The following is a 25886-nucleotide window of genomic DNA, read 5'->3' on the forward strand; positions in this document are numbered from 1 at the left end:
TATAAAAATTGACAGGATCATTGTGCCCATGCCTGAGTGGTTTTCCCCTCCAGCGTTTCTGCTCACTCATAAGCAGAAGCCTAAACACAACCTTGAAAAAAGCCATGAACAAAATCATGAACAAACCCCAATACAAGACAATAACCAGATTTTACTCGCCCAAATGCAGTGGTCTGAAATAAAACTTTTTTATCGCCAACATTTAAGTTACTCAAAACCCAGTATTAACGATCGCATCGCACTCATAAGAAATCGCAGTACAAAAGGTGCTTATCGCAAACTGCAAAATAATAGCGTAATAGATGCTGGCTTGAGTGGAACTCTAAGTGATGTTCTAAGTGATGCTCTAAGTGATGATTTGAGTGATGATTTAAGTGATGATTTGAGTGATGATTTGAGTGATGATTTATCTAAATTGAATCAAGGCATAAACATAGAGGTTGAAGCCAAAGATTCATTGGGATCACTGGGTGAAATTGAAGCCAGCATTCGAATTAAACCTATCGGCAAGTGTCAATTGGTCACTGGATTAGTCGTCGCACAAATTGCACGAGGACAAGGGTTTGCTCATCAATTACTGGAATATATAAAACCTGAATTATTACTCGAACAAGCTTATGTTTTTGCGATTCCCGAACTTGAATCATTTTATCAAGCTTATGGTTTTATCGTTTGCCACAAACCTGATAATGATATCCAACAATTATTTCTTAAGTACCAACAGCCAGATAGACCCTTAATTCTGATGAAGCTTGTTTCAAAATAAGGCGTTCAATTAGCATTTGAACTTAACGACCTGATTAACAATGATCGAAGTGTGAAGTTTCAACACACATAAATGAAATCTGCTGCAGACTAAGAATAGGCACATTAACCGGCTTGCCTGAAGATAAATCAATAGGTTCAGCATCTGTTGCTATCAGTTTTATGGCCTCTTCATAACCATTTGTGCGGCCGCATACAATATTACCAAACTCAGTTTCAACAATATAATATGGCTTCAAGTTGAGTGGTGACTTGCCCTCAGCGCTTGAACTGCTTTTGTCCTCCACTTGTGAAATGAAGAGTTGAGGGTTAAGTTCAATTTCAAAGGCTGAATAATGCTTTTCCAAAGCCGCCAAAACACCAACCACAATTTTTAGGTTTTCAAACGCTGCCAACCTTAAATGCAGATAAGGTTGAAATACTTGTTCAAAGGTTATCGATTCAGAATGTGCCATAACGGGATTACTCAATTTAAAAGATTAATAAAAGATTAGAGTGATTAGGGCTAGTTTTTCATCACTAACAAATAGTAATCACGTTGTTGAAAGCTGAAGTAATCCACGACTTCCATTGGCGATTTCTTAGTGTGCGCGGCAAAGGAGAGCGCATTTTCTTCAGCAATAAATGTCACCATAAAGCTGTATTTGGCTGAAACTTTACGTTTAAGTTGTTGCACTAATTGCTCAAAGATACCCTGACCACGATAATTGGGATGTATCCATATTGGTCCATACTGGCAGCTATTGTTTGAGCTTAGTCGACTAAAGCCCACTTCAATATCATTCATTTTGCGTAGTACGTGGGCATAAATTCCCCAAGCTTGAAACCATGACCATGGACCCGCAATAACGTAACCAATAATAGCTGTGACAACATTTTCATTTTCTGTTGTTTCAGCCAACATAATCCAGCCTTTTTTAATCAACTCACTTATTTGTGTTTTAGAAAAACACTGACCAGACATCACTTCTGCAGAAGAAGATAATTCATCATTCATATACTGCTTTTCAAGCTGAGCAATAGCATTAGCATCAGCTTCATTTGCTAATCGATATTTGATATTCATTTAGAAGCGTTATCACCATTTTGTTTTTGCGCCCAATCAAATACTAACGCAACAGGGTAAGGTGCCATGATTAATAAGCCAACGCCAATTAAACTGGCAACAAGCAACATGCCGCTGACTTCGTTGGCGAAGTCAGTAAAAAGGTACAAGCTCGCACCTATGCCAACAGACAATAACCCAAGCATATGCATCATCTTAAAAATCTTACTCATTAGCGCAACTCTTATTAAGAAATAAACTGAAAGATAAATTGATTTGAATACCTAAAACAGCAACTTTTATACGTTAAAAGATTAAATCTTGTTGAAAGTGAAAAATAACCGCAAAACACAGTATATACTATGGATATTAATACGTATTAGCATCCTTATTGGAATCAATCCATCATGATAAAACCCATTTTCACTGCTTGTTTGGTTATTTTCGGCCTTAGTGCTTGTCAAAGCAACAGTCATCAAGCTGAAGAAATCAATATAGTAGGTAACTGGCATGTGGAGTCAGCATTATCTGAAGCCGTAATCAATCACAGTCCTGCTGAAATCATTTTCGCCGCTGACGGCAAACTATCAGGTAATAATAGCTGCAATCAGTTTTTTGGTGAGTATGAACAAGAAGAAAACCAATTAACACTTTTACCCGCAGGTTCAAGCATGATGGCATGCGTTGATGTACTGATGAAGCAAGAACAGCGCGTGATGAAAGCGATGCCACTAGTCACTAACATCACAATATCGAAATCAGGCAAATTATTATTAAAGTCTGATGCGGGTGCTAACTTATTAGTGTTAAGCAAGAAAGAAGATTAAATCTCATGAAAAAAAAGAGTCGTTTCATCAATTAATCAATGATGAAACGACTCTTTTTTGTTTCTCGAAACGAATAAAACCAGTCAATAGAGCGCTAACTCGTTCGAATATTATCTTCTACTTTCTGCTTCATATCGACCTCAGCGTGTTGAGCAATAATCGCTGATTGCTCCATATCTGCATTGTAATGCTCTACATCAATCTCATCTTCAGAGCGGGCAATAATCGTTGTTGCAACTAAATCACCAGATACGTTAACCACTGTTCGCGCCATATCTAACACACGGTCAATACCGGCAATAATCGCTACACCTTCTAGCGGTAAACCAACTGTGGTTAATACTAATGTTAACATCACAAGACCCGCACCAGGTACGCCAGCGGTACCTATCGACGCAAGCGTTGCGGTTAATATAATGGTGATGTAATCAACCCAAGTTAAATCAATACCAAATGCTTGAGCGACGAACAATGCCGTTACACCTTGATAAAGTGCGGTGCCATCCATGTTGATTGTCGTACCAAGCGGTAATACGAAACTTGAAATCTTCTTGTTAATCCCTAAGTTTTCGCTAGCACATTTCATACTTGCAGGTAATGTGCCCGCAGAGCTTGAAGTGGTAAATGCCACCGCCATTGCATTGCCGATGCCTTTGAAAAATTGAATCGGATTCAGTTTACCGAATGCACTTAACACTAGGCTGTAGAAACCTAAGATATGCAAAGCACAACCAACATAAACGGCAATAATCACTTTAATTAATGGCAGTAACATATCAAGGCCATACTCACCAGCAACCCATGCCATCAAGCCAAAGACGCCATAAGGAGCAAGCTTCATGACAAGATCAGTTAGCTTGAACATGGCCTCAGCTAAACTTTCAAATACTCGAATAGCGGGCTTACCGTGATCGCCTATCAATACCAGTGAAATACCCAAAGCAACTGCAAATACAATCACCTGTAAAATCTGACCACTTGCCAGCGCAGCTACAGGGTTAGTGGGTACGATATTAATCAAGGTGTCCATTAAGGTGGGCACTTCTTTCACTTCATTAATGATCTCACTAGTTTGTAAACCAAGTCCGGCTCCCGGCTGCATGATATTGCCAACCAATAAGCCAATGCTGATAGCAATAGAGGTTGTACCTAAATAAAATGCAAAGGATTTAAAACCAATTCGCCCCATCTTGGCGGTATCTTGCATCGAGGTAACCCCGACAATTAACGAACAAAATACTAGCGGCACAATGAGCATTTTAATGGTGTTAACAAATAAAGTACCAATCGGCTTAAGATAGCTTGCATCTTCGCCTAAGCTGACCCCAGCAATAATACCTAACACCATCCCGATAAGAATTTGTAACCATAACGGAACTGACATCCAGCGAGACCAAACTCGACTTGGCAGTGACGGAGCATGTTTTGACATGATGTAAACCTTGCAGATTGAGTAAGTGAGTTGTAATAAATTCGCGCCGAACGGCATATTGAGTTGATTTATGGCAATAATCAGCAGAATCGGCGCGGCATACTAGCACGACAATTACAATCAGATGGGTGATCTATATCATCTTACGCATCGCTAAAGTTTAATAAATAGCATTAAGCCTCGAAAATACACTCAACTCGCTCTTTTCCTACTTTTATAGGATAAAGCGCCGCAGGTGGGCGCTCTCTTTCAATCAAGTAACTCCAATAGTCATCATCAAAGCCAGCAAAAAGATTATTTTGCTCCCCACGCGCTTTTAATATTAGCCACCACCACACAATGGCCCATAACCCAAAAGTCATTAAGGTCAATGTAAAGTGCAGCACATGGTTAATTACCGGCTGTGAATTAGGAGTAGCTGCAAGATATGAAGCCTGCAATTGCTCGTTAATGGCGTAACTAATACGATTAGGATGCGCAAAGTAGCGGTATACTCTGAATTGATATTTTGATTTATTCATAGCATTCTCTCAAACCATACAAGATGAGTATTAAGCATAGCAGCTTAGACTTTAGTCGAATAAAAATGTCGTAAAAATATGCAACTCTTTCGCATCAAGGAGCCACAATGAAAATAAGAAAAGGCCAACTATCAGATTTAGCAGCATTAGTTGAATTTAACCAAGCCATGGCAATGGAGACAGAAAACTTGTCATTAGACAATGCACTGCTTACCAAGGGCGTTGACACTATGCTTAACAGCCCTGAAAAGGGTTTCTATTTAGTGGCCGAAATAGAGGGAGAAATTGCAGGTTCTTTAATGGTGACACTTGAGTGGAGTGACTGGCGCGCAACTAATTACTGTTGGATTCAGAGTGTTTATATTCGTCCACAAAATCGTCGCCAAGGGATCTATGCCAAGCTTTATCAAACTGTAAAAACCAAGGCTGCTGAAATGGGTGGCGCAGCAAGTTTCAGATTATATGTGGAGCACGATAATCTAGCTGCGCAGAAAACCTATGAATCATTAGGTATGGAGCAAAGCCACTACCTGATGTACGAAGAGCTTGCTGAAGGCTCAAAGGCATAACGTACAGCGAATAGAAATAACGCAATGAAGTGGACAATCTCGTAAACAAAAAAGGCTTTCATTTGAAAGCCTTTTTATTATTTAGAACACTAAACGAAGCAGATAAAACGGCACACATTTACGCACACAAATTAACCACTTTAATCGCTAAGCCGCCTTGGCTGGTTTCACGATATTTAACATGCATATCTTTACCAGTTTCATACATGGTAGCAATCACCTTGTCTAAGCTCACTCTCGGTTCTGAATTACGACGAAGCGCCATACGCGATGAGTTTATCGCTTTAACAGATGCAATAGCATTACGTTCAATACAAGGTACTTGAACTTGGCCTGCAACCGGATCGCAAGTTAGCCCCAAGTTATGCTCCATACCAATTTCGGCAGCCATACACACTTGTGCAGGTGAGCCGCCCATCAGTTCAGCTAAACCAGCTGCAGCCATTGAACATGCAACGCCCACTTCGCCTTGACAACCAACTTCAGCGCCAGAAATCGATGCATTGCGTTTATAAAGCGAGCCTACTGCAGCAGCGGCTAAAAAGTAACGGCTGCATTCTTTGGGTCCAACTTTTTGGATAAACTTGTTGTAGTAAGCCAGTACCGCAGGAATGATCCCAGCAGCACCATTGGTCGGTGAGGTCACAACCCTGCCACCAGCCGCATTTTCTTCACTGACCGCTAATGCAAATAAATTAACCCAGTCGATGATTTCCATCGGGTCATTGCTCACTTTTTCACTGCGAAGTAACTCTCGATGTAATGCAGGAGCGCGACGTGATACTTTCAAAGGTCCAGCTAAAACGCCTTCAGTATTACAGCCCTTTTCAATGGCATCTTGCATGGTTTTCCACACTAAACTAAAGCCTGAATACATGTTTTCTTCGCTGCGAAAACATAATTCATTTTGCTTCATCAAGCCGCTGATGCTTAATCCAGACTGCTGACAATGAGCAACAAGCTCATCAGCAAAGTTAAAGTGAAACGGCACTTCAACACCATTAGAATGACTTTGGTTAAAGTCTTTTTCTTCAACAATAAAGCCGCCACCAATAGAATAGTAGGTGTTGCTATAAACACACTTATCACCACTCCATGCATGTAGCTTCATGCCATTTTCATGCAATGGCAAAGTATCAGGGTGGAATATTAATGCATCATGTGGAAAATCAACGTGGTGAATGGCATCACCAATAATGATTTCTTGGGTTTTCTCTACCTGTGCAATAAAAGGTTCAATGCTTTCAATTTCTACCGTTTCAGGTTCATTACCAGCAAGTCCCATAATAATAGCAATATCAGTATGATGACCTTTACCAGTTAAAGACAATGAGCCGTAAACATCAACGGTAAACTTAGTGATTTGTGTTAGTTGACCTTGCTCGATTAAATCATTAATAAAACAATTCGCCGCTTTCATCGGCCCAACGGTATGAGAACTAGAAGGACCAATACCAATCTTAAAGATTTCAAATGCACTAAACATAAATAAACCTCAATGCTCTACTGGCAAAGCAGCACAGCTTAAAACAAGAAAAAGAGGAGCACAGATTGCACTCCTCGAATAACCACTCACAAGTAAAATGAACGGCTTAATACAGTTGATTAAAAGCGATTAGCTCATTAAACCAAATAGAATTGCCGTCATTGCTAACAGACCTGCAATCACAACAAATACGTTGCTGATACGACCACGATACGCTTTCAAAGCAGGCACTTTATGCACAGCATACATTGGCATTAGGTAAAGAATTGCCGCAATAATTGGACCACCTAACGCTTCAATCATGCCTAGAATGCTAGGGTTAATTACCGCAACAATCCAAATGCTGAAGAACATGAAGCCTAAGATGAATTTATTCAATTTTGCATCAGATACTTCTTTATTACTGCTACGTAATTGCTTAGTGATCATACCTTTTAAGCCTTCAGTCGCACCTAAGTAATGACCAAAGAAAGAAGAGATAATCGCAATGAATGCAATGATAGGACCGAAGTAGCTAACAAAGCCGCTTGAATGAACATTGGCTAAGTAAGACAAAATAGCTAAGTTTTCACTTTTTGCTTCAGCAAGTTGTTCAGGGCTCAAAGACAATACACAAGAGAATACGAAGAGCATGACGAAACCAACAAGCATCATTGACGTGTTACGTAAAATCACGTCGGCTTTTTTGGCTGCATTGTCACCATGTTCACGTTTAAGTGACACTGAGAACTGTGAAATAGCAGGTGAATGGTTAAATGCAAACACCAGTACTGGAATAGTTAACCACACAGTACCAAGGAATTCACCAGCAGAAGGCACAACTTGTAATGCATCTAATTTCCAATCAGGGATCAGGTAGAAAGACATAAATGCAAGAATAGCCACAAGCGGATAAACTAAGAACTGGGTCACTTTCAACATGAATTTTTCACCCGCAACCATTACTGACATCATGCCAATAATCAGTACTGCAGATAAAATAATGCGTGGAGGTGAAGCAAAACCAAGCTGGTTTACGATGAAGCTATCTACCGTGTTAGTGATACCAACACCATAAATAAGCACAATAGGGAAAATAGCAAAGAAATACAGGACAGTAATGGCTTTACCTGCACTGACACCAAAATGCTCTTCAACCACTTGAGTGATATCACTACCAGGGTTTTTAGAAGAACAAACGAAGCGAGATAAACCACGATGAGCGAGGTAAGTCATAGGGCCGATGATGATTGCCATTAACACTAATGGCCAAAACCCACCCATACCAGCATTTATCGGTAAAAATAAAATACCTGCACCAACAGCGGTACCAAACAAACTAAGCATCCAAGTAGTGTCTTGGCGTGACCAGCCTTTTACTGGGGTTTGCTCTTCTTGAGCTGCAACTGCAACATCCTGCGCATTGATTGAATCTCTTTGCATAAAAATGACCTTAAATGAGGTAACTAATTTCACGGCGAAGAATATAGAATTCTAAATAGCGAAATATGATCTAGGTCATTTTTTAGCTCGACTTCCAAAAAATAATAAGCATTTTGCGAGCAAGATAGTCAACTGGTACGATCAGATAGCAAAGTCATTAACAATGCTTAATATAAACATTAACAAAAGCACTAATAAAGCAACACCTAAAATAGCTGTAACTCTTGTTTTATGTACACTACAGCCAAATTAAGTGATTTTTTATAAGTAGGATAATACAGTTGAAATAAATATTATTGAGAATGTATATCCTTAAAAGGTTAACCCGTTCTAAGCGCTAAAATGGCACTTAACTCAATCGGCTTATCATAGAGGGTAAAATCCGGATTCTTCTTATCGATGGCGTAAATTGACATGCGATCGGCAAGCTCATTACCTTCAATACCGATATGCGCTGCCACGTGAGCAATAGACATGTTATCTTTTATGCGATCATATAATTCATGGGCTTGTTGGATCACCTCCAAATTAGCAATATCTCCAGCGACTTTGCGTTTCCAACCTTTTGACTTCCAGCCGTAAGCCCAGTTGGTAATACAGTTAATTGAATACTGTGAGTCACTCATCACCTTAACGCTTTGTTGTGCATTAATGCTTTTCTCAGCGACTAACAACGCTTGATATAAAGCATTTAGCTCTGCGCTGTTGTTGGTGCCGTTGGCATTATATAGCCCATACCATAACTCGCTGATTTGGCCTTGACGATAAACCGCCATACCAGAACCTGCTTTACCTGGGTTTGGCTCACAGCCGCCATCGGTAAATACGATGGTATCGTGAGTACTTAGATCGACCTGTTTAGTTTTGATCGATTCCACAGCATTACTTTTTACAGGCTTGTTATTACTAGCCGAGCCCGCTTTTGCTGTTGCTTTACCCATACTGCTAGCCGGTGATGCCGCAAATGCCGCTTTCGCCTGTGCCTCTGTAGGAAAGGACTTGTATTTCGCTTGGGGGAATTTATCTACCTGCTTTTTAGTGTAATCCCAACTGGTAAACACGCCCGTTTCTCGGCCTGCCCATACCACATAAAACTTCTTTGCCATGATGACTCTCTATATAAATCAGGTAATATGCTTAATGTGCCCAGTGTATCTTATGGCGCTATTAAAAATAACTCACCAAACAAAAAACTATGTCTGAACCTACTCATCTAGAAATTGAAACCACTATGAAGCAACTCATTATTTCCGTCGGCTCGAAAAACCCAGTTAAAGTTAACGCGGCTAAAGTGGCTTTTAGTCAATATTTTCCAGATCACAACATCATATGTCAGGGTATACATGCGCCATCTTTAGTCGCAGATCAACCCATGACTGAGGCAGATACAAAACTAGGCGCAATAAACCGAGCCCAATATTGTCAGGCGCAACAGCAAGATGCAGATTTTTATATTGCCATGGAAGGTGGTGTAGATAATTTTGATCACGGACCTGCCACATTTGCCTATATGGCCATTTTGCATAAGCAGCAGTTGTCTGTTGGCCGAAGTGCTTTGTTGCCACTACCACTTAAAGTGTACCAGGCACTCGAACAAGGTGAAGAGTTGGGACACGTCATGGATAGGTTGTTTAATACCAACAACATTAAACAAAAAGGCGGCGCCATTGGCTTACTCACACAAGGACTGGCCACCCGTGAGAGTATCTATACTCAAGCCATTATTCTGGCCATGGCACCTTTTATCAATGCTGATATATTCAGCAATTAACGCTTTGCCCTCATTCGTCACTTTTTTTTATTGGCAAACATTGCTAACGTCAAACTAACTGCATTCCATAGGAGATATAAATGGAATATCAACGCATTCCGCATTCTAGCCTTGATGTTAGCAAGATATGTTTAGGCACCATGACGTGGGGAGAACAAAACTCCCAAAGTGACGCTTTTGAACAAATGGATTACGCCATTAATCGCGGCGTTAACTTTATTGATACTGCTGAAATGTATCCCGTGCCTCCTAATGCTGACAAACAGGGTGAAACTGAGCGCATCATTGGGCATTATCTTTCACAGCGTGATAACCGTGACAATTTAGTCATCGCCACTAAAGTGTCAGCGGCAGGGCCTAAAAGTGACTTTATTCGCCCTAACATGGCACTAGATTGGGTTAATATTCATCAGGCTGTCGATGCCTCACTCGCACGCCTGCAAGTCGACACTATCGATTTATATCAATTGCACTGGCCTGACAGACACTGTAATTTTTTCGGTGAGTTTTTATATGACCACTTAGATGATGAGCAGCAAACCCCTATTTTAGAAACTCTTGAAGCATTAGCTGAAGTTATTCGTCAAGGAAAAGTGCGCTACATAGGTGTATCCAATGAAACCCCGTGGGGATTAATGCAATACCTACGTTTAGCTGAAAAACATGGCTTACCGCGTATTGTCAGTGTGCAAAACCCTTACAACTTGCTTAATCGTAGCTTTGAATTAGGTATGTCTGAAATCAGTCATCGTGAAGAACTGCCATTACTAGCCTACTCTCCACTCGCATTTGGTGCCTTAACAGGTAAATATGAAAATAACCAATGGCCAGAACAAGCAAGGTTAACCGTCTTTAAACGCTTTGCGAGATATAACGCGACGCCAATGGCACTCGAGGCAACCCAAGCTTACGTCGACTTAGCTCGTGAATTTCATTTAAGCCCAACACAAATGTCATTGGCTTTCGTCAATTCAAGACGGTTTGTGGCTTCAAATATTATTGGCGCAACCAACCTTGAGCAACTTAAAGAAAACATAGATAGCCTTGATGTCAGTCTGACACCTGAATTGCTAGCAAGAATAAACCAGCTATCGAACCTTTATCGTATGCCCTGTCCATAAGCTAAAAGCCAGTTAAAGCTATTGTATACTTGCATTAAGCGTCACTTTCTATGAAGATCGTGACGCTTTTCTTTTTTTGGGTTAATGCCCTGTGTGATATTTCATTAATAATGAGCCTGCAATGACAATAGCGTTTGAACATGATGCGATAAGAGCCCAATTTCCTACATTAGCCCAGCAATTGGACGAAAGCCCTCTGTGCTATTTAGATACCGCAGCTACCAGTCAAAAGCCACAATCAGTCATCGATGCTATCAATCACTACTATCAATTCGATAATGCCAATGTTCATCGCGCTGCTCATCAGTTATCCGCCCGTGCGACGAAGCATTATGAAACCGTACGCGAACAAGTAAAAAGTTTTATCAATAGCGCTAAAGCTGAAGAGATCATTTTTACTCACGGCACCACTGAGTCAATCAACATGGTTGCTTATGGTATAAGTCAGCAAATTAGCGCAAATGATATTATTTTGGTGGATAGCGCTGCGCATCACGCCAATATTGTGCCTTGGCAAGAACTCGCTAAACGCACAGGCGCGACAATAAAGCCCATTCCACTGAATGACAATTTATCAATAGATCATTGCGCTTTTGAGCAACTATTAACCCTCTCGCCTAAGCTTGTCGCATTAAGTCATGTCACTAATGCCTTAGGCACTGTCAACGATGTAGCAACCTTAGTACAAAAAGCAAAATCAGCAGGTGCCATAACATTGGTTGACGGCGCACAAGCCATTGCTCATTTTGATATAGATGTACAACAAATTGATTGCGATTTTTATGTATTCTCAGGTCATAAAATGTATGGCCCAACGGGCGTAGGCATCCTCTATGGCCGTTTCGCTCAACTTGATCAATTAGTGCCTATGCTGACCGGCGGCGAGATGATCAAAACAGTTAGCTTTACGGGTACAACATTTGGCAGTTTGCCTAATAAACTTGAAGCAGGAACACCTGCAATATCAGCAGTCATCGGTTTAGGTGCTGCAATCAGTTTTATCAATAGCCTACCTAAAGCGCAAGTCAGACAACATGAGCAATCTCTGCTGGAGTATTTACAACAGCAACTAACACAATTAGGTGACATCACCTTATATGGCGCAAATGCTAATAATACTGGTGCTGTTGCATTTAATCTTGCTAATGAACACCATCAAGATGTGGGTATCTTGCTAGACCAGCAAGGTATTGCAGTTCGATGCGGGCATCACTGTGCGATGCCATTAATGGAGCTTTTGGCCATAAAAGGTTGCTGTCGAGCATCCATAGGGGTTTACAACAGTAAACAGGATATTGACCAATTCATTGCTGCACTCGTCAATGTCAAAGCATTACTCTTATAATCAAGTAATAGATAGCATTTATGTCATCAAGTAATTAATTGTGTTTGCAGCAATAAGACACCAATAATACCCATGAGTAAACGATCCATTTAAGAGGCTTTCCTTGAATACAAATAGCACATCTGACACCGCAATCTTACAACCTGCAGCAAGCGCTTTTTTACCATTAGATGAGAAAGTCTCACTGGCGGTTATTGCGATTGAAAATGCTAAGAATTGGCAAGATAAATATCGCCAGATCATGTTGGTAGGTAAAGTACTTGCACCATTAGCTGAAGCCTATAAAGTAGAAGCGGCTCAGGTGAAAGGTTGTGAAAGCCAAGCCTGGTTGTATCACCATCAGCTTGAGTCAGCACACTTTTTTTGTGCCGACAGCGATTCACGTATAGTTAAGGGTCTTATTGCTATACTGCTAAGTGCAACCCATGGGAAGACCACCAGCGAAATTGCTAATTTCGACTTAGAACAGTATTTCACGCAATTAGGATTAAGTGGTCAACTCAGTCCATCTCGTACCAATGGGTTAACCGCACTAGCCAATGCTATTAAGCAATTTGCCGCAACATAATCAAGTTAACCATGATTACAAGCGTCTAAAAAGGAAACCACATGACAATAAGCGCTTGTAACCAAAGCCGCCGAACACTATTAAAGGGCATAGCAGCAGCCTCTTTACTATGCCCGCTTTACAGCTCATCTGTACTTGCGCAATCCAAAAAACGACTTTATATCGATGGGCTCAGTTTCTTACCCGAAAACCTTGATGATGTCCGCGCCTCAAAACTCGATGCCTACATTTGCGATATTTCAGATATTGAAGCCATTACCCAAGCAGATGGTACCACCAACTATAAGCGCAGTTATAAAGCTTGTATCGCCAGTATTAAAAAGGCAGAAAAAATCGTTAATGATAACCCGACGATTTTAATGCAGGGCTTAAGTGGTCGCGATATCGCCATTGCCCGAGAAGAGCAGCGCACTGCAGTTTACTTTCAAATTCAAGGCGCTGATTGCGTTGAAGATGATAGCTTTGACGGTAATGAAGTCGAAAACAGCGAGCATTGGCAGCATTTAAATGAATTCCATCAGCACGGGTTACGTGTTCTACAACTCACCCACCATTATGGCAACCGCTTTGCTGGCGGCGCGCTCGATAATGATGGTACTCAAGGATTAAATAAACCGCTGACAACAGATGGCCAGCAATTAATTAGTGCGCTAAACCAACGTAATATTTTGATTGATGTGAGTCATTCAAGCCCTCAAACAGCACTTGATACCGCAAAAGCCAGCACCATGCCTATTGTGCAAAGCCATGGCGCTGTACGCTCTATTGTGAATAACGCTCGCTGTTCGCCCGATGAAGTCATTCGAGCGATTGCCGATACAGGTGGTGTGTTTGGGGTATTCATGATGAGTTTTTGGCTCACAAATGAGCCTGTACCCACTCTTGATGATTACATTCGTCAACTTGATAGAGTCGCCAGAATTGGTGGCGTAAACGCTGTAGCCATCGCCAATGATTACCCTCTACGAGGTCAAGAGAACTTATTAGCATTAGATAATAACAATGCAGAAGGCGTTAAACAGTATCACGCTTGGTGGCAAAGTTTAGCTGAAAAGAATGTCTTGGGCTTTGAAAGTCTACCGCAACATGTGGTTATTCCTGAACTCAACAATATCGATAGAATGAGCCGTATTGATGATGCGTTAGCAAAAGCGCGCTATAAATCGAGCGATCGAGACCGCTTCTTAGGTGGCAACTGGCAAAGAGTGTTAAATCAAGTCTTGGTATAAGTCTAATTTCGGTTTTCATTTACTTTTAAAAATAAAAGTTTAGAACAATAAGAATCGCTCGTTATTTAGCAAATACCTTATGCAATAATCAAGTTAACAAACACAAAAAAGGAAGGCATTTGCCTTCCTTTTTTATCTATTTTTTACTTTGATATAGCTAAAGCGAGTTAGTCTTGCTTAAAGTCGCTTTCATCAAAAAAAGCGTGTTTATATTTAAGCCTCTAAAAGCGCGTTAACTCGTTGACCATAATCTGCGTCTGCTTGAGTAAAGTGCGCAACCATTTTCTGTTGTACATCTGCAGTCACTTGACTCAACGTTCCAGCAATAGTTTCAACTAAACGTTGCTTCTCTTCTTCACTGAAAATACGGTACAGGTTACCCGCTTGCGTATAATCATCTTGGTCGTAACGGCTATATCTGTCAGCTTCGCCATCAAGTCTTAACGGTGGCTCTGCAAATTGACTCGTATCTTTAAGACCACCATCTACCGTATTAGGGCCATAGTTTGCGCTTGAATCAGCACCGGTTTGCGAGCCATTGTAAGGACATTGAGTCCCAGCCATTGCACCAGCACGTTGATGATGATTGGCTTTAGCTGCGTGCGGACAGTTCACAGGTAACTGATTGTAGTTAGTCCCGATACGGTAACGCTGAGCATCTGCATACGAGAACAAACGTGCTTGAAGCATTTTATCTGGCGATGCGCCCACACCTGGTACAAAGTTACTTGGTGCTAGGGCAACTTGCTCAACTTCAGCAAAATAGTTTTCTGGCATACGGTTTAACTCAAGTTCACCAATTTCAATCAGTGGGTAATCAGAATGCGGCCAAACTTTAGTTAAATCAAATGGGTTGATAGCATACGTATTCGCTTCCGCTTCAGGCATGATTTGCACTTTCACAGTCCATTTAGGAAAATTACTATCCGCAATGGCTGCAACCATGTCGCGCTGTGATGAATCAGGATCAATGCCTTTTAGCACGTCGGCTTGTTCACCAGTTAAATTCACTACACCTTGCTGTGATTTAAAATGGAACTTAACCCAGAAACGTTCACCTTTTGCATTCCAGAAAGAGAATGTATGCGAACCGTAACCATGCATTTGACGATAGTTAGCTGGGATACCACGGTCTGACATTAAAATTGTCACTTGATGCATGGCTTCAGGGTTTAATGACCAGAAGTCCCACATCGCTTGAGGATCTTTTAAATTGGTTTGCGGGTTGCGCTTTTGAGTATGAATGAAATCAGGGAACTTGATCCCGTCTCTTAAAAAGAAAGTCGGTGTATTATTACCAACAATGTCATGGTTACCCTGCTTAGTATAAAAACGCAGACCAAAACCACGAGGATCACGCTCAGCATCTGCGCTACCCATTTCTCCACCTACTGTAGAGAAACGAATAAACGTCTCAGTCTCTTTACCTACGCCGTTAAAATGTTCTGCAATGGTGTAATCACTAAGATCTTTGGTTAAGGTAAATTTACCGTAAACACCTGTACCTTTTGCATGTACGATACGCTCAGGGATCCTTTCGCGGTTAAAATGAGCAAGCTTTTCAATTAAATGCCAATCTTGCAGTAATAGCGGCCCGCGTTCACCGGCAGACAGAGAGTTTTGATCGTCGGCAATTGGAGCGCCATTCTGGCTTGTTAAGTAGTTATTGTTCATTTTATTTACCTTTAAATTATTCAGCTAGTAACCATTGTTCAATTAAATCAAATACTGTTGCCACGATATCTCTCCTGGCTGTGTTTCATTGAATTCATAATACCAATCGAAGACTAAATGCAAAAACGATTAAATTTGATTACATTGATTGATAAATACGATTGAATAAATAAAAAAAGAGCGATGCATTGCATCACTCTTTTTATAATATTGTACGACTTAATAGCTGAGTTTGATCTAAAACAACAATAAATGTAAGTTATGTATCAATACTTTACAGGCTGGTAACTTAATAAGTTATCTCTTAAAATGCAGCCGCATAATAATTTAACCAGCGTAACCCTATAGCCTTTCTAATTGTCTACAGGCTTGGACGGCTCACGATATAGTTTAACTAAATAGTATGCATCTATAAGTACAATAAAAAAGTTAACTAAGGCAACAGGGATTGCGTCAATAGCCAATCCATAGGCTACAAATAGTGCAGCACCAATTAAATTCCACCAGCGAAGTTTTTTGATGTTAGACATCATCAACGAAATCGCGACCACGACAGAAGCGAGGTAGCCTACCCATTCCCAAATTGTTGCAGCTTCCATTCATCATCCTTCTTTAAAAGCATCATATTGTCAGTGTAGTTAATTTTAATCATTCACACAGGTTCAAGTTTCGACAGTTATGTTTATTTAGTTGATTTACGTGCTACTACGGCTGCTGTCATTCTCGAAATACAACACAATTCACCAGCGCTGTTAGTTATAAGCACTTCCCAGACTGAGCTTCTTTTGCCTATGTGTACCGGCTTAGTTGTGGCAATTAATTCGCCTTTACGCGATGCTTTTAAGTGATTAGCATTGATTTCTTGACCAACACAGTAAAAGTTTTCGAAGTCGACAACAAAGTTAGCTGCGTAACTGGCAACAGTTTCAGCAAGTGCGACATTGGCACCACCATGAACAATACCAAGAGGGTTATGTACTGAAGGATCGGCAGGCATTGTTGCCACCATATAATCATCACCAATTTCAGTCACTTTAATCCCTAGTGTTTTCATCAAGGTGCCCTTTCCATGCATCCCGATATCCATTTTGGCACAATCTTCTAATGTAACTTCTCTAAACCAAATACTCATGACATCCATCCAAAGTAATAAATTATCATTAGTCTACTGATTAGCCTTTTAATATCAAAGCATTTACAAAAAATGCTTATATATAAAAAGGGATGGCAAGCCATCCCTTTCTTTCATTTTCACTCTATTTACATAGAATTATTGAAACATTAAAAAACTGCAACAATAGGATCTGAGCATAAGCTAGACTCTGTTTCACATATTTTATAAGTCACTTCTGCTGGGGCGTCAGTGAAACGATCGCGGAAGCGACCATCATTAGACGTTGTAGACACCATGACATCATCACGATAGATAGCGACATCTTCACCCACTGCACCACTCCAAGTTAAATCTACTAGCGCACTACCTCGGCGAGACTTCATTGTGCGTGTAACTGCTGCATCAATTGAATATTCAAATACTTCAACATCCATAGAAACAGTATCAGTCTGCGATTCGCTATCAGTCACAACAAGAGAAACAGTATACGTTCCACCAGCTGCATACATATAAGCAGGAGAGACATCTGAAGACATATTGCCATCACCAAAATCCCACTCGTAACTGACAATATCATCGTTAATATCTGAACTAGTATTGGTGAAAGTCACCATTAATCCATCAACATCATAATCAAAACTTGCCAGAGGCGCTGCTGGTGCTGCTTCACCTAGCGCAGAAATATCGAGTCCCCAGCTATTAAGTGCACCGGTATCGCCACCTGCATTATCTGAAATCGACAAGGTCCACGTACCAGCAGCAACTTCACCATCAAACTCAGATAAACTCCAAGTCTGAACTAAGTCATCAGTATTACCGCCAGCACGATCGTGTAACACTGCCTCTGTACCATTTGGTGAGGTTAAGGTTACGATTAGATCACCGATCCAAGTATGTGAAATATCGACATTAACTGCTAAATCAAAGATTTGAACAGGGTCGGCGATTTCAATAGTACTTGTGATAGTGGTATTGTCTGAAATATCAACTGGCGTATCATTACCGTAAGTAAAGTCATTTAATCCAGCCGGATATACTGTCAACGCAACGGCTTTATCTTTGACTGTCATACCGTCATCGGCAGATACGGTCAATACATAATTGCCCCAAGCAGCATCGTCTAATGTCGCCACATCGAGGGTAAAATTATCACCAGCCATTGCGGTGGCGGTTGATAAACTGACACCATCTAACGCTGGAGAAGCCGATACAGTTAAACTCACTTGATCATCCCAACCAGCGATACTGCCAACAGAGAAGTCATAGCTAACAGCACTACCCGCTTCTACCGACTGCGAACTTGGCGAAGCTGATAAATTAAATGAAGGATCAGGATCTGCTGCATCTAAAGCATTTGCGACATTCAATCGGGTACCTGCAACAGTTAAGCCCGTTAAACCAGCATTAACTTCACCTGAATCCATTAATAGCTGCTTCATTTCAACAGCGCCAATATCAGGTGCAACAGACCAAACTAATGCTGCAGCCCCGGCGACATGTGGCGTTGCCATAGAAGTGCCTGAAATAGTGCCATAACTATCATTAGGGAAAGTTGATAAAATCGATGTGCCTGGCGCCCCCATATCAACACTTGTAAGGCCCCATTGTGAAAAGTCCGACATTGCATCATTTCTATCAGTACTCGCAATAGAAAGTACAACATCTGAGTCATAACTTGATGGATAATGTGGATTAACATCATTATCTATGGCGTCATTACCCGCTGCAGCAACAAATAAGATGCCTTGATCACCTGCCGATTCAATGGAATCTTTAAGTGCTTGGCTAAATCCACCGCCACCCCATGAGTTGTTTGTCGCTTTAACATCAACACCATGATTAACTTTTAAGTTAGTAAAATAATCAATACACGCTATGGCGTCTTCAGTACTCCCCGTTCCACCATCTGATAGGAACTTACAACCAATCATAGTGACGTCCCAGTTAACGCCCACTACACCAACACCATTATTACCAGTCGCACCTATAGTGCCCGCAACGTGAGTACCATGGCCATTGCCGTCCATAGGATCACCAGTACCTGTTGTAGGGTTATAGCCATGAATGTCATCGATTACGCCATTGCCATCGTCATCAATGCCGTTTCCTGCAATTTCACCTGGGTTTACCCACATATTGGCAACGAGATCAGGATGGTTATAGTCAACACCAGTATCAATCACACCAATCACCACGTTACTACTGCCCGTGGTGATGTCCCAAGCAGCCACTGCATCAATGTCAGCTCCAGAGGTTCCTCCTGATTGGCCTGTATTATGTAAGCCCCACATATCAACAAAACTAGGATCATCTGGCATTCCTAGTGCTCTATATGTGTAGTTAGGCTCAGCATATTTAACCGCAGGGTGTTTACTGATCATTTTAATCGCGGCATCTAAATCACTGCCACTTTTTAACTCAAGTTTTGCAAGACGACCTGATAATAAATGTTGAAATTTATCATCAATACCATCTAAATTCTTATCGGTTAACGTACCGTTCACTAAACGCTGTGCTGAAAGTCTTTCAAATTTAGTGACATTATCTTTATAAACCACAAGAATTTGATCTTTCTTGTATTCAACTTTGTTTTTAGCGATTGCAGGGGCAACATTTAGTGCCATAGTAGAAGCAATTGCAATTGCAATTGGAGTCATTGTTTTTATCATTTCTGGCTTTCCTATATTCCATTATTAATTCCCAGAACCGGTACCTCAACACTGGTAGCTTTTCCATTAGCCTATTAAGCGAGTTGGTTTTCCACGAAGTGAAATCCGGAATTGTTGTAGCCTTTTGATTGTTGTCATAATGAAAGCAGAATAAAAGTAGCTAAACCTTAAATAGTAATAAACTACTAATCCTATTAGTGTAAGCAATTCGCCTACAAACGAAAAACAACAACACAAAACCAAATATAACAACAACTTAAAATTTTGTAGTACGAAAGTTCTCTTGTTAAAAACCCTCAAAAATATAGCCATTCTTCCGATTGAGATAACTCTCTTCAATCCGTAAGTTAACTCTGTAACTTGTCAAATCAGCTAAAGGATGCGGTTTAGTAATCAAATACGTCAGCAAAGAATTAAACCGATAAAGAGATATCGAATAAGCAATTTCTTAGGTTTATATTTTGATTATTAATGCCCTAGCTAATTCATATTGATGAACGTCAATAACAAGTTTATTTACTTGCTCACCTTCAAATATCAGATAATCAACATTGGCTTTTTTTAAGCCTGATTTGTTTGTATTTAGAAGGCGAATTTCAATATTGAAAGATAGTAAAACAGCTATCAACTCACTCAATATCCTTACAGGGAGCGTCAAATGAAGTCGCAAACAAAGTTATCGTTAATCTCACTCGCCATCGCTACTAGCCTCGCTTTACCCGTTTCAGCTACAGGATTATCACTGCCTGGTGTTGCATCCGTTGAAAAATCAGCAGAAGTTGCAGCTGCTGTTAATAACCAATCAACCGTAGAGCAAAATGGCCTAGGTCAGGATACGTCAGTATCACAATCAGGTTCACGCCATGTGGCTGAAGTCACCCAAAACGGAAATGATCAAATAGCTGAGGTTGTTCAATCTGGTGATTGGCAAGAGTCATATATAACTTCTGCAGGTGATGGGAATCTTGTTACGACTAACCAAGTAGATGATTGGCATATTTCTAATGTCGCTATTACCGGTAATGATAACCAAGCGACCGTGAATCAATCAGGTTTTTGGAATACCAGTGAAACTACTGCACTCGGTAACGAAAACATCGCTGACACTATGCAAGATGGATTTCAGAACAACAGCATCATTCAACATGTAGGTGATAGTAACCTTACGCAATCCACACAATATGGTTCAGCTAACTTAGCAGTATTCCGTGTTGATGGTAATGGTAACGAAGGTGTCATCACTCAAGATGGTAATAATAACCAAGCAGGACTTGTCGCACCGGGTGGTACAGCCAATGTAGGTAATGACAATGTCTTATTCGTTGACCAATCAGGTGACGAAAACTTTGGTGCAGCCATTGGCGTATACGGCGACAGCAATAACATTGAAATCAATCAATCTGGTTATGCTAATACAGGGGTTGTGGCTAGTCTTACAGGTAATAGTAACGACATCGTTATCGACCAATCAGGTGATGTAAACAGCGCTGTGATTGAATTTGCAACTGGCGATGGCAATGAAGTCTATATCTACCAAGATGGTACAGATAACCAAGTAGGTGATGCTAACATCGCTGTCATTTCTGGTAATGACAATGTCATCGATATCGATCAAGCTGGCATGTCTAATTTAACAGAATTTGAAACCAGCGGTGATGAAAATACCGTCACAGTATTACAGGATGGTGAATCAAACTATGTCGCATCAGGGACTTATGGCTTTGGCAATGAGGTCAGCGTTAGCTCTGAAGGCATGAACAATGAAGTCGCAGTGTTTGTTAATTTAGATGACAATATGGTGACAGTTGATCAGACAGGCGATACTAACTTTGCTTATGTAGATACTATTGGATTTGAAAATGAAGTGACTACTGAGCAAGTAGGTTCAGATAACGAAGCGAGCTTGACTAATATCGGTATTGCTCAAGTTATCGATATTGCTCAAGACGGTGAGTTTAACCTCACTGACGTAGTTGCTTTTGGCGATGAACACGTCGTTGATATTACTCAACAAGGTGACGGAAACTGGATTGGCGGTGATGAAGGTTACTTCTCAGTCGATGGTTACAGCAATAACTTAACTATCTCGCAAATGGGTAATGATAACCTAGTCATTGGCTCACAAATCGGCGAAAACGGCATGATTAATGTTTCTCAAACCGGTGATTTCAATACTGCGACTGTATATCAAAATTAATATTCGAGTATTGACAACATAAAACAAAAAAGGGAGCTATATGCTCCCTTTTGTTTTGATTTAATCTATAAATTACGCAAATTCAAAGTGGGCTTGATAAGTTTGTGCCCAACGTAATAACTCAACTCTATTTCGCGACTGAGTTTTACGAAAAATAGAAGAAATATGTGCTTTAACTGTGTGCTCGCTAATACATAAGCGATGGGCTATCTCTTTATTTCTCGCACCACTAGACACAAGTTGGATAATCGTTCTTTCGCGACTAGTTAGCATCTGAAGCATGGCAACTGTATCTGGTGGAATCTCCGTATTAGCATCTAACTTTTGTACTAATCTACGGAAAATTTTACTGATTAACGGCCTGTCATACCAAAGTTCATCAGCTACCATTTTACGCAGCCCTGTCAACATCAAGTCCATACGTTGATCGGAGTAGAGTAGCCCTCTTACGCCCAGTAATAACGCTGACTCTTGATCTAAGGAGCCTCGCTCAACTTGATATAAAGCAACTGGCACATGGTTAACCAAACGAGACACAAGTAAAGGTATCCCTTTACTGTCTAAAGCAGCGCCCTTTTGCGCCACCAAATAAAAACTGTTGGAATTTTTTTCTACTTCCAAATCACTAGCATGTTTAACTATCCTGGTTTTAAGACCTATTGATTCCGCAAGAATGGCCAAATTACATGGCGCTGCAACTTGGTGTAAGAAAACTAATTCATCAATATTTGAGCTCATCACTTTTCTCCCTGAAAAGCATCCCTAACATCCCGATCTAACGGGTTTCTTCCTGAATTTCGATAACAAAATAGTAACAATACTCAATCATAGTATATTTTAACTAGTTAATATGGTTTTTTTGTCATACTAACGCATTAAATAAAACGATAAGTCCTTCTAATACCCTCTATTAATAGCATAAAAAAACTTAACTTCATGCTACAAAAAGCATAAAACACTAATTTTTATTTTTTATCAGTGATGCTAACTGTTTATTATGCAATCGAGTAAGCACTACTAAAGCACTAATACCTCCTAATAAGGCCATCAACATGTCAGATTGAGTATCCCAGACGTAACCTTGAGTACCTAAAAATGCTTCTGCATCTTCACCTGTTCCAATAGCAACCCACCACTCGATTAATTCGTAAAAAGCTGAAAATGCCAGAACGAAACATACAGACAAAAACTGACACCAATACCCTAGTTGTAGTACTTGGTTTCTTAGCATGACCTCACGAGCTAAAATGACTGGAATAAACCCTTGAGCTAAATGGCCTATTTTGTCGTAATTATTTCTATCGCTCCCCATCCACTGCGCTATCCAATCAAATAAAGGCACTTCTGCATAGGTGTACTTAGCTCCAACGAGTAACACACAGCAATGAATGAGTATTAAAACATAGGAAAGTGGTGTTAACGGAAACCGATCACGTGTGAAAAATAAGATAGGAATTGCCAATAAGGCAGGTAATGCTTCTAACCACCATGTAAACATATCTTTAGGCGAAATGACTGACCAAACTAAAACTGCGCAATATATAACTATCCATATAACTTTCTTATTCAAACTAAATCCCTCTTAGATGATATTGTTCTAGAATTAGAATATTAACTTTAGCCATCTAGCCCTCTACAAGCGTTAAAAAAAGTGCTACTTTGGTCGGGCGTTTATATCAGCATAACATAAGCATAACTATTGATAAGAGGGTACCCATATCATGGCGAAACACTCGCTTGACAAGGATAAGATAAAAATCCTGCTGTTGGAGGGCGTCCACCAAACTGCGGTCGATGTACTTGAGCGTGCAGGTTACACAAACATTGAATACCATAAAGCATCTTTACCTGAAGATGAGTTGCTGCAATCCATTAAGGATGCGCACTTTGTTGGTTTGCGTTCCCGTACTCAATTAACTGCAGACGTGTTAAATCATGCTGAAAAACTCGTCGCCATTGGTTGTTTCTGTATTGGCACAAACCAAGTTGATATCGCCACTGCTGAAAAGCTCGGTGTACCGGTATTTAATGCGCCTTTTTCTAATACCCGCAGTGTTGCAGAGTTAGTGTTAGGTGAAATCATCATGCTAATGCGCGGTATTCCTCAGCGAAATGCTCATGCCCATCGTGGTGGCTGGCTTAAAAGTGCCAGTGGCAGCTATGAGGTCCGTGGGAAAACCCTTGGTGTTATTGGTTACGGCCATATTGGTACTCAACTTGGTATTTTAGCTGAGACCTTAGGTATGCGAGTGGTTTTCTACGATATTGAAGATAAGCTACCCCTAGGCAACGCAAGCCAAATTCATTCGTTAGAAACGTTATTAGGTGAAGCTGATGTGATCAGTTTGCATGTCCCTGAAACGCCTCAAACAAAAGATATGTTTGGTGAAAAAGAGTTTGCTCAAATGCGCGAGAAAAGTATTTTCATTAATGCATCTCGTGGCACTGTGGTTGATATCGACGCACTATCAAATGCATTGAAATCAGGTCACCTTGCTGGCGCAGCTATCGATGTATTTCCAGTCGAGCCAAAATCAAATGATGACGAATTTATCAGCCCATTACGCGGCCAAGATAATGTCATCATTACCCCGCATATTGGTGGCAGTACAGCTGAAGCACAAGAGAATATCGGCATTGAAGTTGCTGGCAAGCTAGCCAAATATTCAGATAACGGTTCAACGGTTTCTGCAGTTAATTTCCCAGAAGTTTCTTTACCGCAACACAAAGGCACTTCGCGTTTACTGCACATTCACCATAACCGACCTGGTGTATTGATTAAAATTAACCAAGCCTTCTCTGAAAAAGGCATTAACATTGCTGCACAATACCTGCAAACAACTGCAGAGATTGGTTATGTAGTAATGGAAGTTGATTCGAATCAAGCAGAACAAGCCTTAGGCGAGTTAAAAGCAATTGAAGGTACGATTCGTACTCGCGTTTTATTTTAACCACCAGTGTTAATTTGACGTACTTTTAGTTGTACAGGTGAACTGTGAAATAAAGCTATCTTCATTCAATTGGAGATAGCTTTTTCTTTTGAGCGTTAATGATTTCCGTTACACTCAATCCATATATCTGTTGGTCATCTTAGGAATTAGTTTATGACACTTGCAACGACTCTGCCTGATTGGGATTTTTTACATACCTCTCCTGACTTATTAGTCGCCAATCTTACTCATTTAGGCTTAATTGAAATAACCGGTGAACAGGGAAAAACCTTTATTCACGGTCAAGTGACGACTGACATCATGTCATTACAGGATGATCAATGGCGTTGGGGTGCACATTGCGATGCGAAAGGTAAAATGCTTTCAAGCTTTAGAACCTTTTCAATTGCTGAGCAGCTATTTGCCCTATTACCTGCTTCAGTCCTGCCTCTGAGCTTAGCTCAATGGCAAAAATATGCCGTTTTCAGTAAAGCTGAATTAATTGATGTTACCGCTGATAAAATCATTCTGGGTTTGGCAGGGAAAAATGCGGCAGCATTTATTGCCCAGCAATTTGGTGACATCACAGCTGAATTAACCACAGTTGCAGATACTATTATCCTTAAAGATGGTGAACGTTTCATTGTTATCACAGAAGCCGTAAAAGCCCATGAGTTAGTTGCAGCTTCAGAACAAGTTTTACAAGAGGCTGCCACTTGGCAAGCTCTTGAAATCAAGTCAGGTTATGCCAATATTGATGCTAACCACAGTGGCGAATTTGTTCCTCAAATGTGTAATGTACAAGCAGTCAACGGTATCAGCTTTGAAAAAGGCTGTTACATGGGGCAAGAAACAATCGCAAGAATGAAGTATCGCGGCGGTAATAAGCGTGCTTTATATATCCTTACCGGAACCACATCAGAAACAGTTAGCAGCGAAACTCAAATTGAAATTGCTGATGAAGACGGATTTCGTCGTGCAGGTAAAGTCATTGAGTCAGTACAGCATGAAGGTAAAGTCTTACTCACTGCGGTTCTTGCTAACGACACAGAAAATGATGCAAAACTGCGTATTAAAGAAGATGAAACAAGTGAGCTCAGTGTTATTGCACTGCCTTACTCGTTGGAAGATTAATCATTTATCTTGGTACAGTAGTAAAGCAAAAAAGGATAAATACATTAAGTATTTATCCTTTTTTATA

25 protein-coding genes are annotated in these 25886 nt (G+C 40.5%); 11 read left to right on the forward strand and 14 right to left on the reverse strand.

The genetic code is table 11. The features are described from left to right. Positions 1-28 precede the first annotated feature (28 nt). Complete coding sequence (locus tag L2737_RS14835) at positions 29-766, forward strand: GNAT family N-acetyltransferase (protein ID WP_248956225.1); 738 nt, start codon at positions 29-31, stop codon at positions 764-766. Positions 767-800: 34 nt separating this feature from the next. Here L2737_RS14835 and L2737_RS14840 read toward each other — a convergent pair whose 3' ends face one another. Genes L2737_RS14840 through L2737_RS14850 form a run of 3 tightly spaced genes read right to left on the reverse strand, consistent with a single transcriptional unit; the run spans position 801 to position 2043 of the window. After that, entirely contained in the window at positions 801-1220 is a 420-nt protein-coding gene (locus tag L2737_RS14840) for a hypothetical protein (protein WP_248956226.1), read from the reverse strand. A 50-nt stretch (positions 1221-1270) separates the two neighbouring features. Then, positions 1271-1831, reverse strand: a complete 561-nt coding sequence (locus L2737_RS14845) for a GNAT family N-acetyltransferase (protein WP_248956227.1) — start codon at positions 1829-1831, stop codon at positions 1271-1273. Next, positions 1828-2043 carry a hypothetical protein gene (locus L2737_RS14850; RefSeq protein ID WP_102527822.1) on the reverse strand — a complete coding sequence of 72 codons (216 nt, stop codon included), beginning with the start codon at positions 2041-2043 and terminating at the stop codon, positions 1828-1830. Before L2737_RS14850 ends, L2737_RS14845 begins: the two co-directional genes overlap by 4 nt. A 174-nt stretch (positions 2044-2217) precedes the next feature. On the opposite strand from L2737_RS14850, the gene L2737_RS14855 reads away from it, so the two are divergent. Then, a complete protein-coding gene (locus L2737_RS14855; protein ID WP_229368550.1) occupies positions 2218-2637 on the forward strand; it encodes an META domain-containing protein in 420 nt (139 codons plus the stop codon). Between the two features lie 94 nt (positions 2638-2731). Here the strand turns inward: L2737_RS14855 and L2737_RS14860 are convergent, their stop codons facing one another. Next, positions 2732-4069, reverse strand: coding sequence for a dicarboxylate/amino acid:cation symporter (locus L2737_RS14860; RefSeq protein WP_102527824.1), 1338 nt, complete (start codon positions 4067-4069; stop codon positions 2732-2734). A 173-nt stretch (positions 4070-4242) separates the two neighbouring features. Then, a complete protein-coding gene (locus L2737_RS14865; protein ID WP_248956228.1) occupies positions 4243-4590 on the reverse strand; it encodes a hypothetical protein in 348 nt (115 codons plus the stop codon). Between the two features lie 107 nt (positions 4591-4697). Here L2737_RS14865 and L2737_RS14870 point away from each other — a divergent pair, with 107 nt between their 5' ends. Beyond that, complete coding sequence (locus tag L2737_RS14870) at positions 4698-5159, forward strand: GNAT family N-acetyltransferase (protein ID WP_248956229.1); 462 nt, start codon at positions 4698-4700, stop codon at positions 5157-5159. Positions 5160-5277: 118 nt separating this feature from the next. Here the strand turns inward: L2737_RS14870 and L2737_RS14875 are convergent, their stop codons facing one another. The 3 genes from L2737_RS14875 to L2737_RS14885 all read right to left on the reverse strand — a co-directional run bounded on the left by L2737_RS14875 (position 5278) and on the right by L2737_RS14885 (position 9173). Next, on the reverse strand, positions 5278-6645 hold the full coding sequence (locus L2737_RS14875) for an L-serine ammonia-lyase (protein WP_102527826.1): 1368 nt from the start codon (positions 6643-6645) through the stop codon (positions 5278-5280). Between the two features lie 129 nt (positions 6646-6774). Next, complete coding sequence (locus L2737_RS14880) at positions 6775-8067, reverse strand: serine/threonine transporter (RefSeq protein ID WP_248956230.1); 1293 nt, start codon at positions 8065-8067, stop codon at positions 6775-6777. 320 nt (positions 8068-8387) lie between these two features. Next, positions 8388-9173 (reverse strand): ribonuclease H family protein, encoded by a 786-nt coding sequence (locus L2737_RS14885; RefSeq protein WP_248956231.1) that lies wholly within the window; start codon positions 9171-9173, stop codon positions 8388-8390. Positions 9174-9298: 125 nt separating this feature from the next. Here L2737_RS14885 and yjjX point away from each other — a divergent pair, with 125 nt between their 5' ends. The 5 genes from yjjX (at position 9299) to L2737_RS14910 (ending at position 14101) form a co-directional block, all read left to right on the forward strand. Further along, the gene (yjjX, locus tag L2737_RS14890; RefSeq protein ID WP_102527842.1) at positions 9299-9838 is read left to right on the forward strand and encodes an inosine/xanthosine triphosphatase; all 540 of its coding nucleotides are present in this window, start codon (positions 9299-9301) and stop codon (positions 9836-9838) included. An 80-nt stretch (positions 9839-9918) separates the two neighbouring features. Beyond that, positions 9919-10959: an NADP(H)-dependent aldo-keto reductase gene (locus tag L2737_RS14895; protein ID WP_248956232.1), complete on the forward strand. Its 1041-nt coding sequence runs from the start codon at positions 9919-9921 to the stop codon at positions 10957-10959. A 121-nt stretch (positions 10960-11080) separates the two neighbouring features. Next, entirely contained in the window at positions 11081-12304 is a 1224-nt protein-coding gene (locus tag L2737_RS14900; RefSeq protein WP_248956233.1) for a cysteine desulfurase, read from the forward strand. A gap of 103 nt (positions 12305-12407) precedes the next feature. Then, complete coding sequence (locus L2737_RS14905; RefSeq protein WP_371996625.1) at positions 12408-12872, forward strand: SufE family protein; 465 nt, start codon at positions 12408-12410, stop codon at positions 12870-12872. 41 nt (positions 12873-12913) lie between these two features. Then, the gene (locus tag L2737_RS14910; protein WP_248956234.1) at positions 12914-14101 is read left to right on the forward strand and encodes a membrane dipeptidase; all 1188 of its coding nucleotides are present in this window, start codon (positions 12914-12916) and stop codon (positions 14099-14101) included. Between the two features lie 213 nt (positions 14102-14314). Here L2737_RS14910 and katB read toward each other — a convergent pair whose 3' ends face one another. From katB to L2737_RS14930, 4 genes are all read right to left on the reverse strand, one after another. Continuing rightward, a complete protein-coding gene (gene katB / locus L2737_RS14915) occupies positions 14315-15775 on the reverse strand; it encodes a catalase KatB (RefSeq protein WP_248956235.1) in 1461 nt (486 codons plus the stop codon). Between the two features lie 353 nt (positions 15776-16128). Beyond that, on the reverse strand, positions 16129-16374 hold the full coding sequence (locus L2737_RS14920) for a YgjV family protein (RefSeq protein WP_102527833.1): 246 nt from the start codon (positions 16372-16374) through the stop codon (positions 16129-16131). An 83-nt stretch (positions 16375-16457) separates the two neighbouring features. After that, positions 16458-16907 carry a PaaI family thioesterase gene (locus L2737_RS14925; protein ID WP_102527834.1) on the reverse strand — a complete coding sequence of 150 codons (450 nt, stop codon included), beginning with the start codon at positions 16905-16907 and terminating at the stop codon, positions 16458-16460. 149 nt (positions 16908-17056) lie between these two features. Then, positions 17057-19558 (reverse strand): S8 family serine peptidase, encoded by a 2502-nt coding sequence (locus L2737_RS14930; RefSeq protein WP_102527835.1) that lies wholly within the window; start codon positions 19556-19558, stop codon positions 17057-17059. Between the two features lie 658 nt (positions 19559-20216). Between L2737_RS14930 and L2737_RS14935 the strand changes: the two genes are divergently transcribed. Continuing rightward, complete coding sequence (locus L2737_RS14935) at positions 20217-21755, forward strand: curlin (RefSeq protein ID WP_248956236.1); 1539 nt, start codon at positions 20217-20219, stop codon at positions 21753-21755. Between the two features lie 72 nt (positions 21756-21827). Here the strand turns inward: L2737_RS14935 and L2737_RS14940 are convergent, their stop codons facing one another. Both L2737_RS14940 and L2737_RS14945 read right to left on the reverse strand, forming a co-directional pair. Continuing rightward, a complete protein-coding gene (locus tag L2737_RS14940) occupies positions 21828-22493 on the reverse strand; it encodes a helix-turn-helix transcriptional regulator (RefSeq protein WP_102527837.1) in 666 nt (221 codons plus the stop codon). Between the two features lie 220 nt (positions 22494-22713). After that, positions 22714-23325 (reverse strand): DUF2238 domain-containing protein, encoded by a 612-nt coding sequence (locus L2737_RS14945; RefSeq protein WP_248956237.1) that lies wholly within the window; start codon positions 23323-23325, stop codon positions 22714-22716. 151 nt (positions 23326-23476) lie between these two features. Between L2737_RS14945 and serA the strand changes: the two genes are divergently transcribed. Both serA and ygfZ read left to right on the forward strand, forming a co-directional pair. Then, positions 23477-24706, forward strand: coding sequence for a phosphoglycerate dehydrogenase (gene serA, locus L2737_RS14950; protein WP_102527839.1), 1230 nt, complete (start codon positions 23477-23479; stop codon positions 24704-24706). Between the two features lie 153 nt (positions 24707-24859). Next, entirely contained in the window at positions 24860-25819 is a 960-nt protein-coding gene (gene ygfZ, locus L2737_RS14955) for a tRNA-modifying protein YgfZ (RefSeq protein WP_229368538.1), read from the forward strand. The last annotated feature ends 67 nt before the right edge of the window (positions 25820-25886 follow it).

The sequence above is a fragment of the Shewanella electrodiphila genome (assembly GCF_023283985.1).
Lineage (GTDB): Bacteria > Pseudomonadota > Gammaproteobacteria > Enterobacterales > Shewanellaceae > Shewanella > Shewanella electrodiphila.

Excerpts from the sequence above, each read along its gene's own strand:
- L2737_RS14835 (WP_248956225.1), top strand. The coding sequence starts at position 29 with ATGCCTGAGTGGTTTTCCCCTCCAGCGTTTCTGCTCACTCATAAGCAG.
- L2737_RS14840 (WP_248956226.1), bottom strand. The coding sequence starts at position 1,220 with ATGGCACATTCTGAATCGATAACCTTTGAACAAGTATTTCAACCTTAT.
- L2737_RS14845 (WP_248956227.1), bottom strand. The coding sequence starts at position 1,831 with ATGAATATCAAATATCGATTAGCAAATGAAGCTGATGCTAATGCTATT.
- L2737_RS14850 (WP_102527822.1), bottom strand. The coding sequence starts at position 2,043 with ATGAGTAAGATTTTTAAGATGATGCATATGCTTGGGTTATTGTCTGTT.
- L2737_RS14855 (WP_229368550.1), top strand. The coding sequence starts at position 2,218 with ATGATAAAACCCATTTTCACTGCTTGTTTGGTTATTTTCGGCCTTAGT.
- L2737_RS14860 (WP_102527824.1), bottom strand. The coding sequence starts at position 4,069 with ATGTCAAAACATGCTCCGTCACTGCCAAGTCGAGTTTGGTCTCGCTGG.
- L2737_RS14865 (WP_248956228.1), bottom strand. The coding sequence starts at position 4,590 with ATGAATAAATCAAAATATCAATTCAGAGTATACCGCTACTTTGCGCAT.
- L2737_RS14870 (WP_248956229.1), top strand. The coding sequence starts at position 4,698 with ATGAAAATAAGAAAAGGCCAACTATCAGATTTAGCAGCATTAGTTGAA.
- L2737_RS14875 (WP_102527826.1), bottom strand. The coding sequence starts at position 6,645 with ATGTTTAGTGCATTTGAAATCTTTAAGATTGGTATTGGTCCTTCTAGT.
- L2737_RS14880 (WP_248956230.1), bottom strand. The coding sequence starts at position 8,067 with ATGCAAAGAGATTCAATCAATGCGCAGGATGTTGCAGTTGCAGCTCAA.
- L2737_RS14885 (WP_248956231.1), bottom strand. The coding sequence starts at position 9,173 with ATGGCAAAGAAGTTTTATGTGGTATGGGCAGGCCGAGAAACGGGCGTG.
- yjjX (WP_102527842.1), top strand. The coding sequence starts at position 9,299 with ATGAAGCAACTCATTATTTCCGTCGGCTCGAAAAACCCAGTTAAAGTT.
- L2737_RS14895 (WP_248956232.1), top strand. The coding sequence starts at position 9,919 with ATGGAATATCAACGCATTCCGCATTCTAGCCTTGATGTTAGCAAGATA.
- L2737_RS14900 (WP_248956233.1), top strand. The coding sequence starts at position 11,081 with ATGACAATAGCGTTTGAACATGATGCGATAAGAGCCCAATTTCCTACA.
- L2737_RS14910 (WP_248956234.1), top strand. The coding sequence starts at position 12,914 with ATGACAATAAGCGCTTGTAACCAAAGCCGCCGAACACTATTAAAGGGC.
- katB (WP_248956235.1), bottom strand. The coding sequence starts at position 15,775 with ATGAACAATAACTACTTAACAAGCCAGAATGGCGCTCCAATTGCCGAC.
- L2737_RS14920 (WP_102527833.1), bottom strand. The coding sequence starts at position 16,374 with ATGGAAGCTGCAACAATTTGGGAATGGGTAGGCTACCTCGCTTCTGTC.
- L2737_RS14925 (WP_102527834.1), bottom strand. The coding sequence starts at position 16,907 with ATGAGTATTTGGTTTAGAGAAGTTACATTAGAAGATTGTGCCAAAATG.
- L2737_RS14930 (WP_102527835.1), bottom strand. The coding sequence starts at position 19,558 with ATGATAAAAACAATGACTCCAATTGCAATTGCAATTGCTTCTACTATG.
- L2737_RS14935 (WP_248956236.1), top strand. The coding sequence starts at position 20,217 with ATGAAGTCGCAAACAAAGTTATCGTTAATCTCACTCGCCATCGCTACT.
- L2737_RS14940 (WP_102527837.1), bottom strand. The coding sequence starts at position 22,493 with ATGAGCTCAAATATTGATGAATTAGTTTTCTTACACCAAGTTGCAGCG.
- serA (WP_102527839.1), top strand. The coding sequence starts at position 23,477 with ATGGCGAAACACTCGCTTGACAAGGATAAGATAAAAATCCTGCTGTTG.
- ygfZ (WP_229368538.1), top strand. The coding sequence starts at position 24,860 with ATGACACTTGCAACGACTCTGCCTGATTGGGATTTTTTACATACCTCT.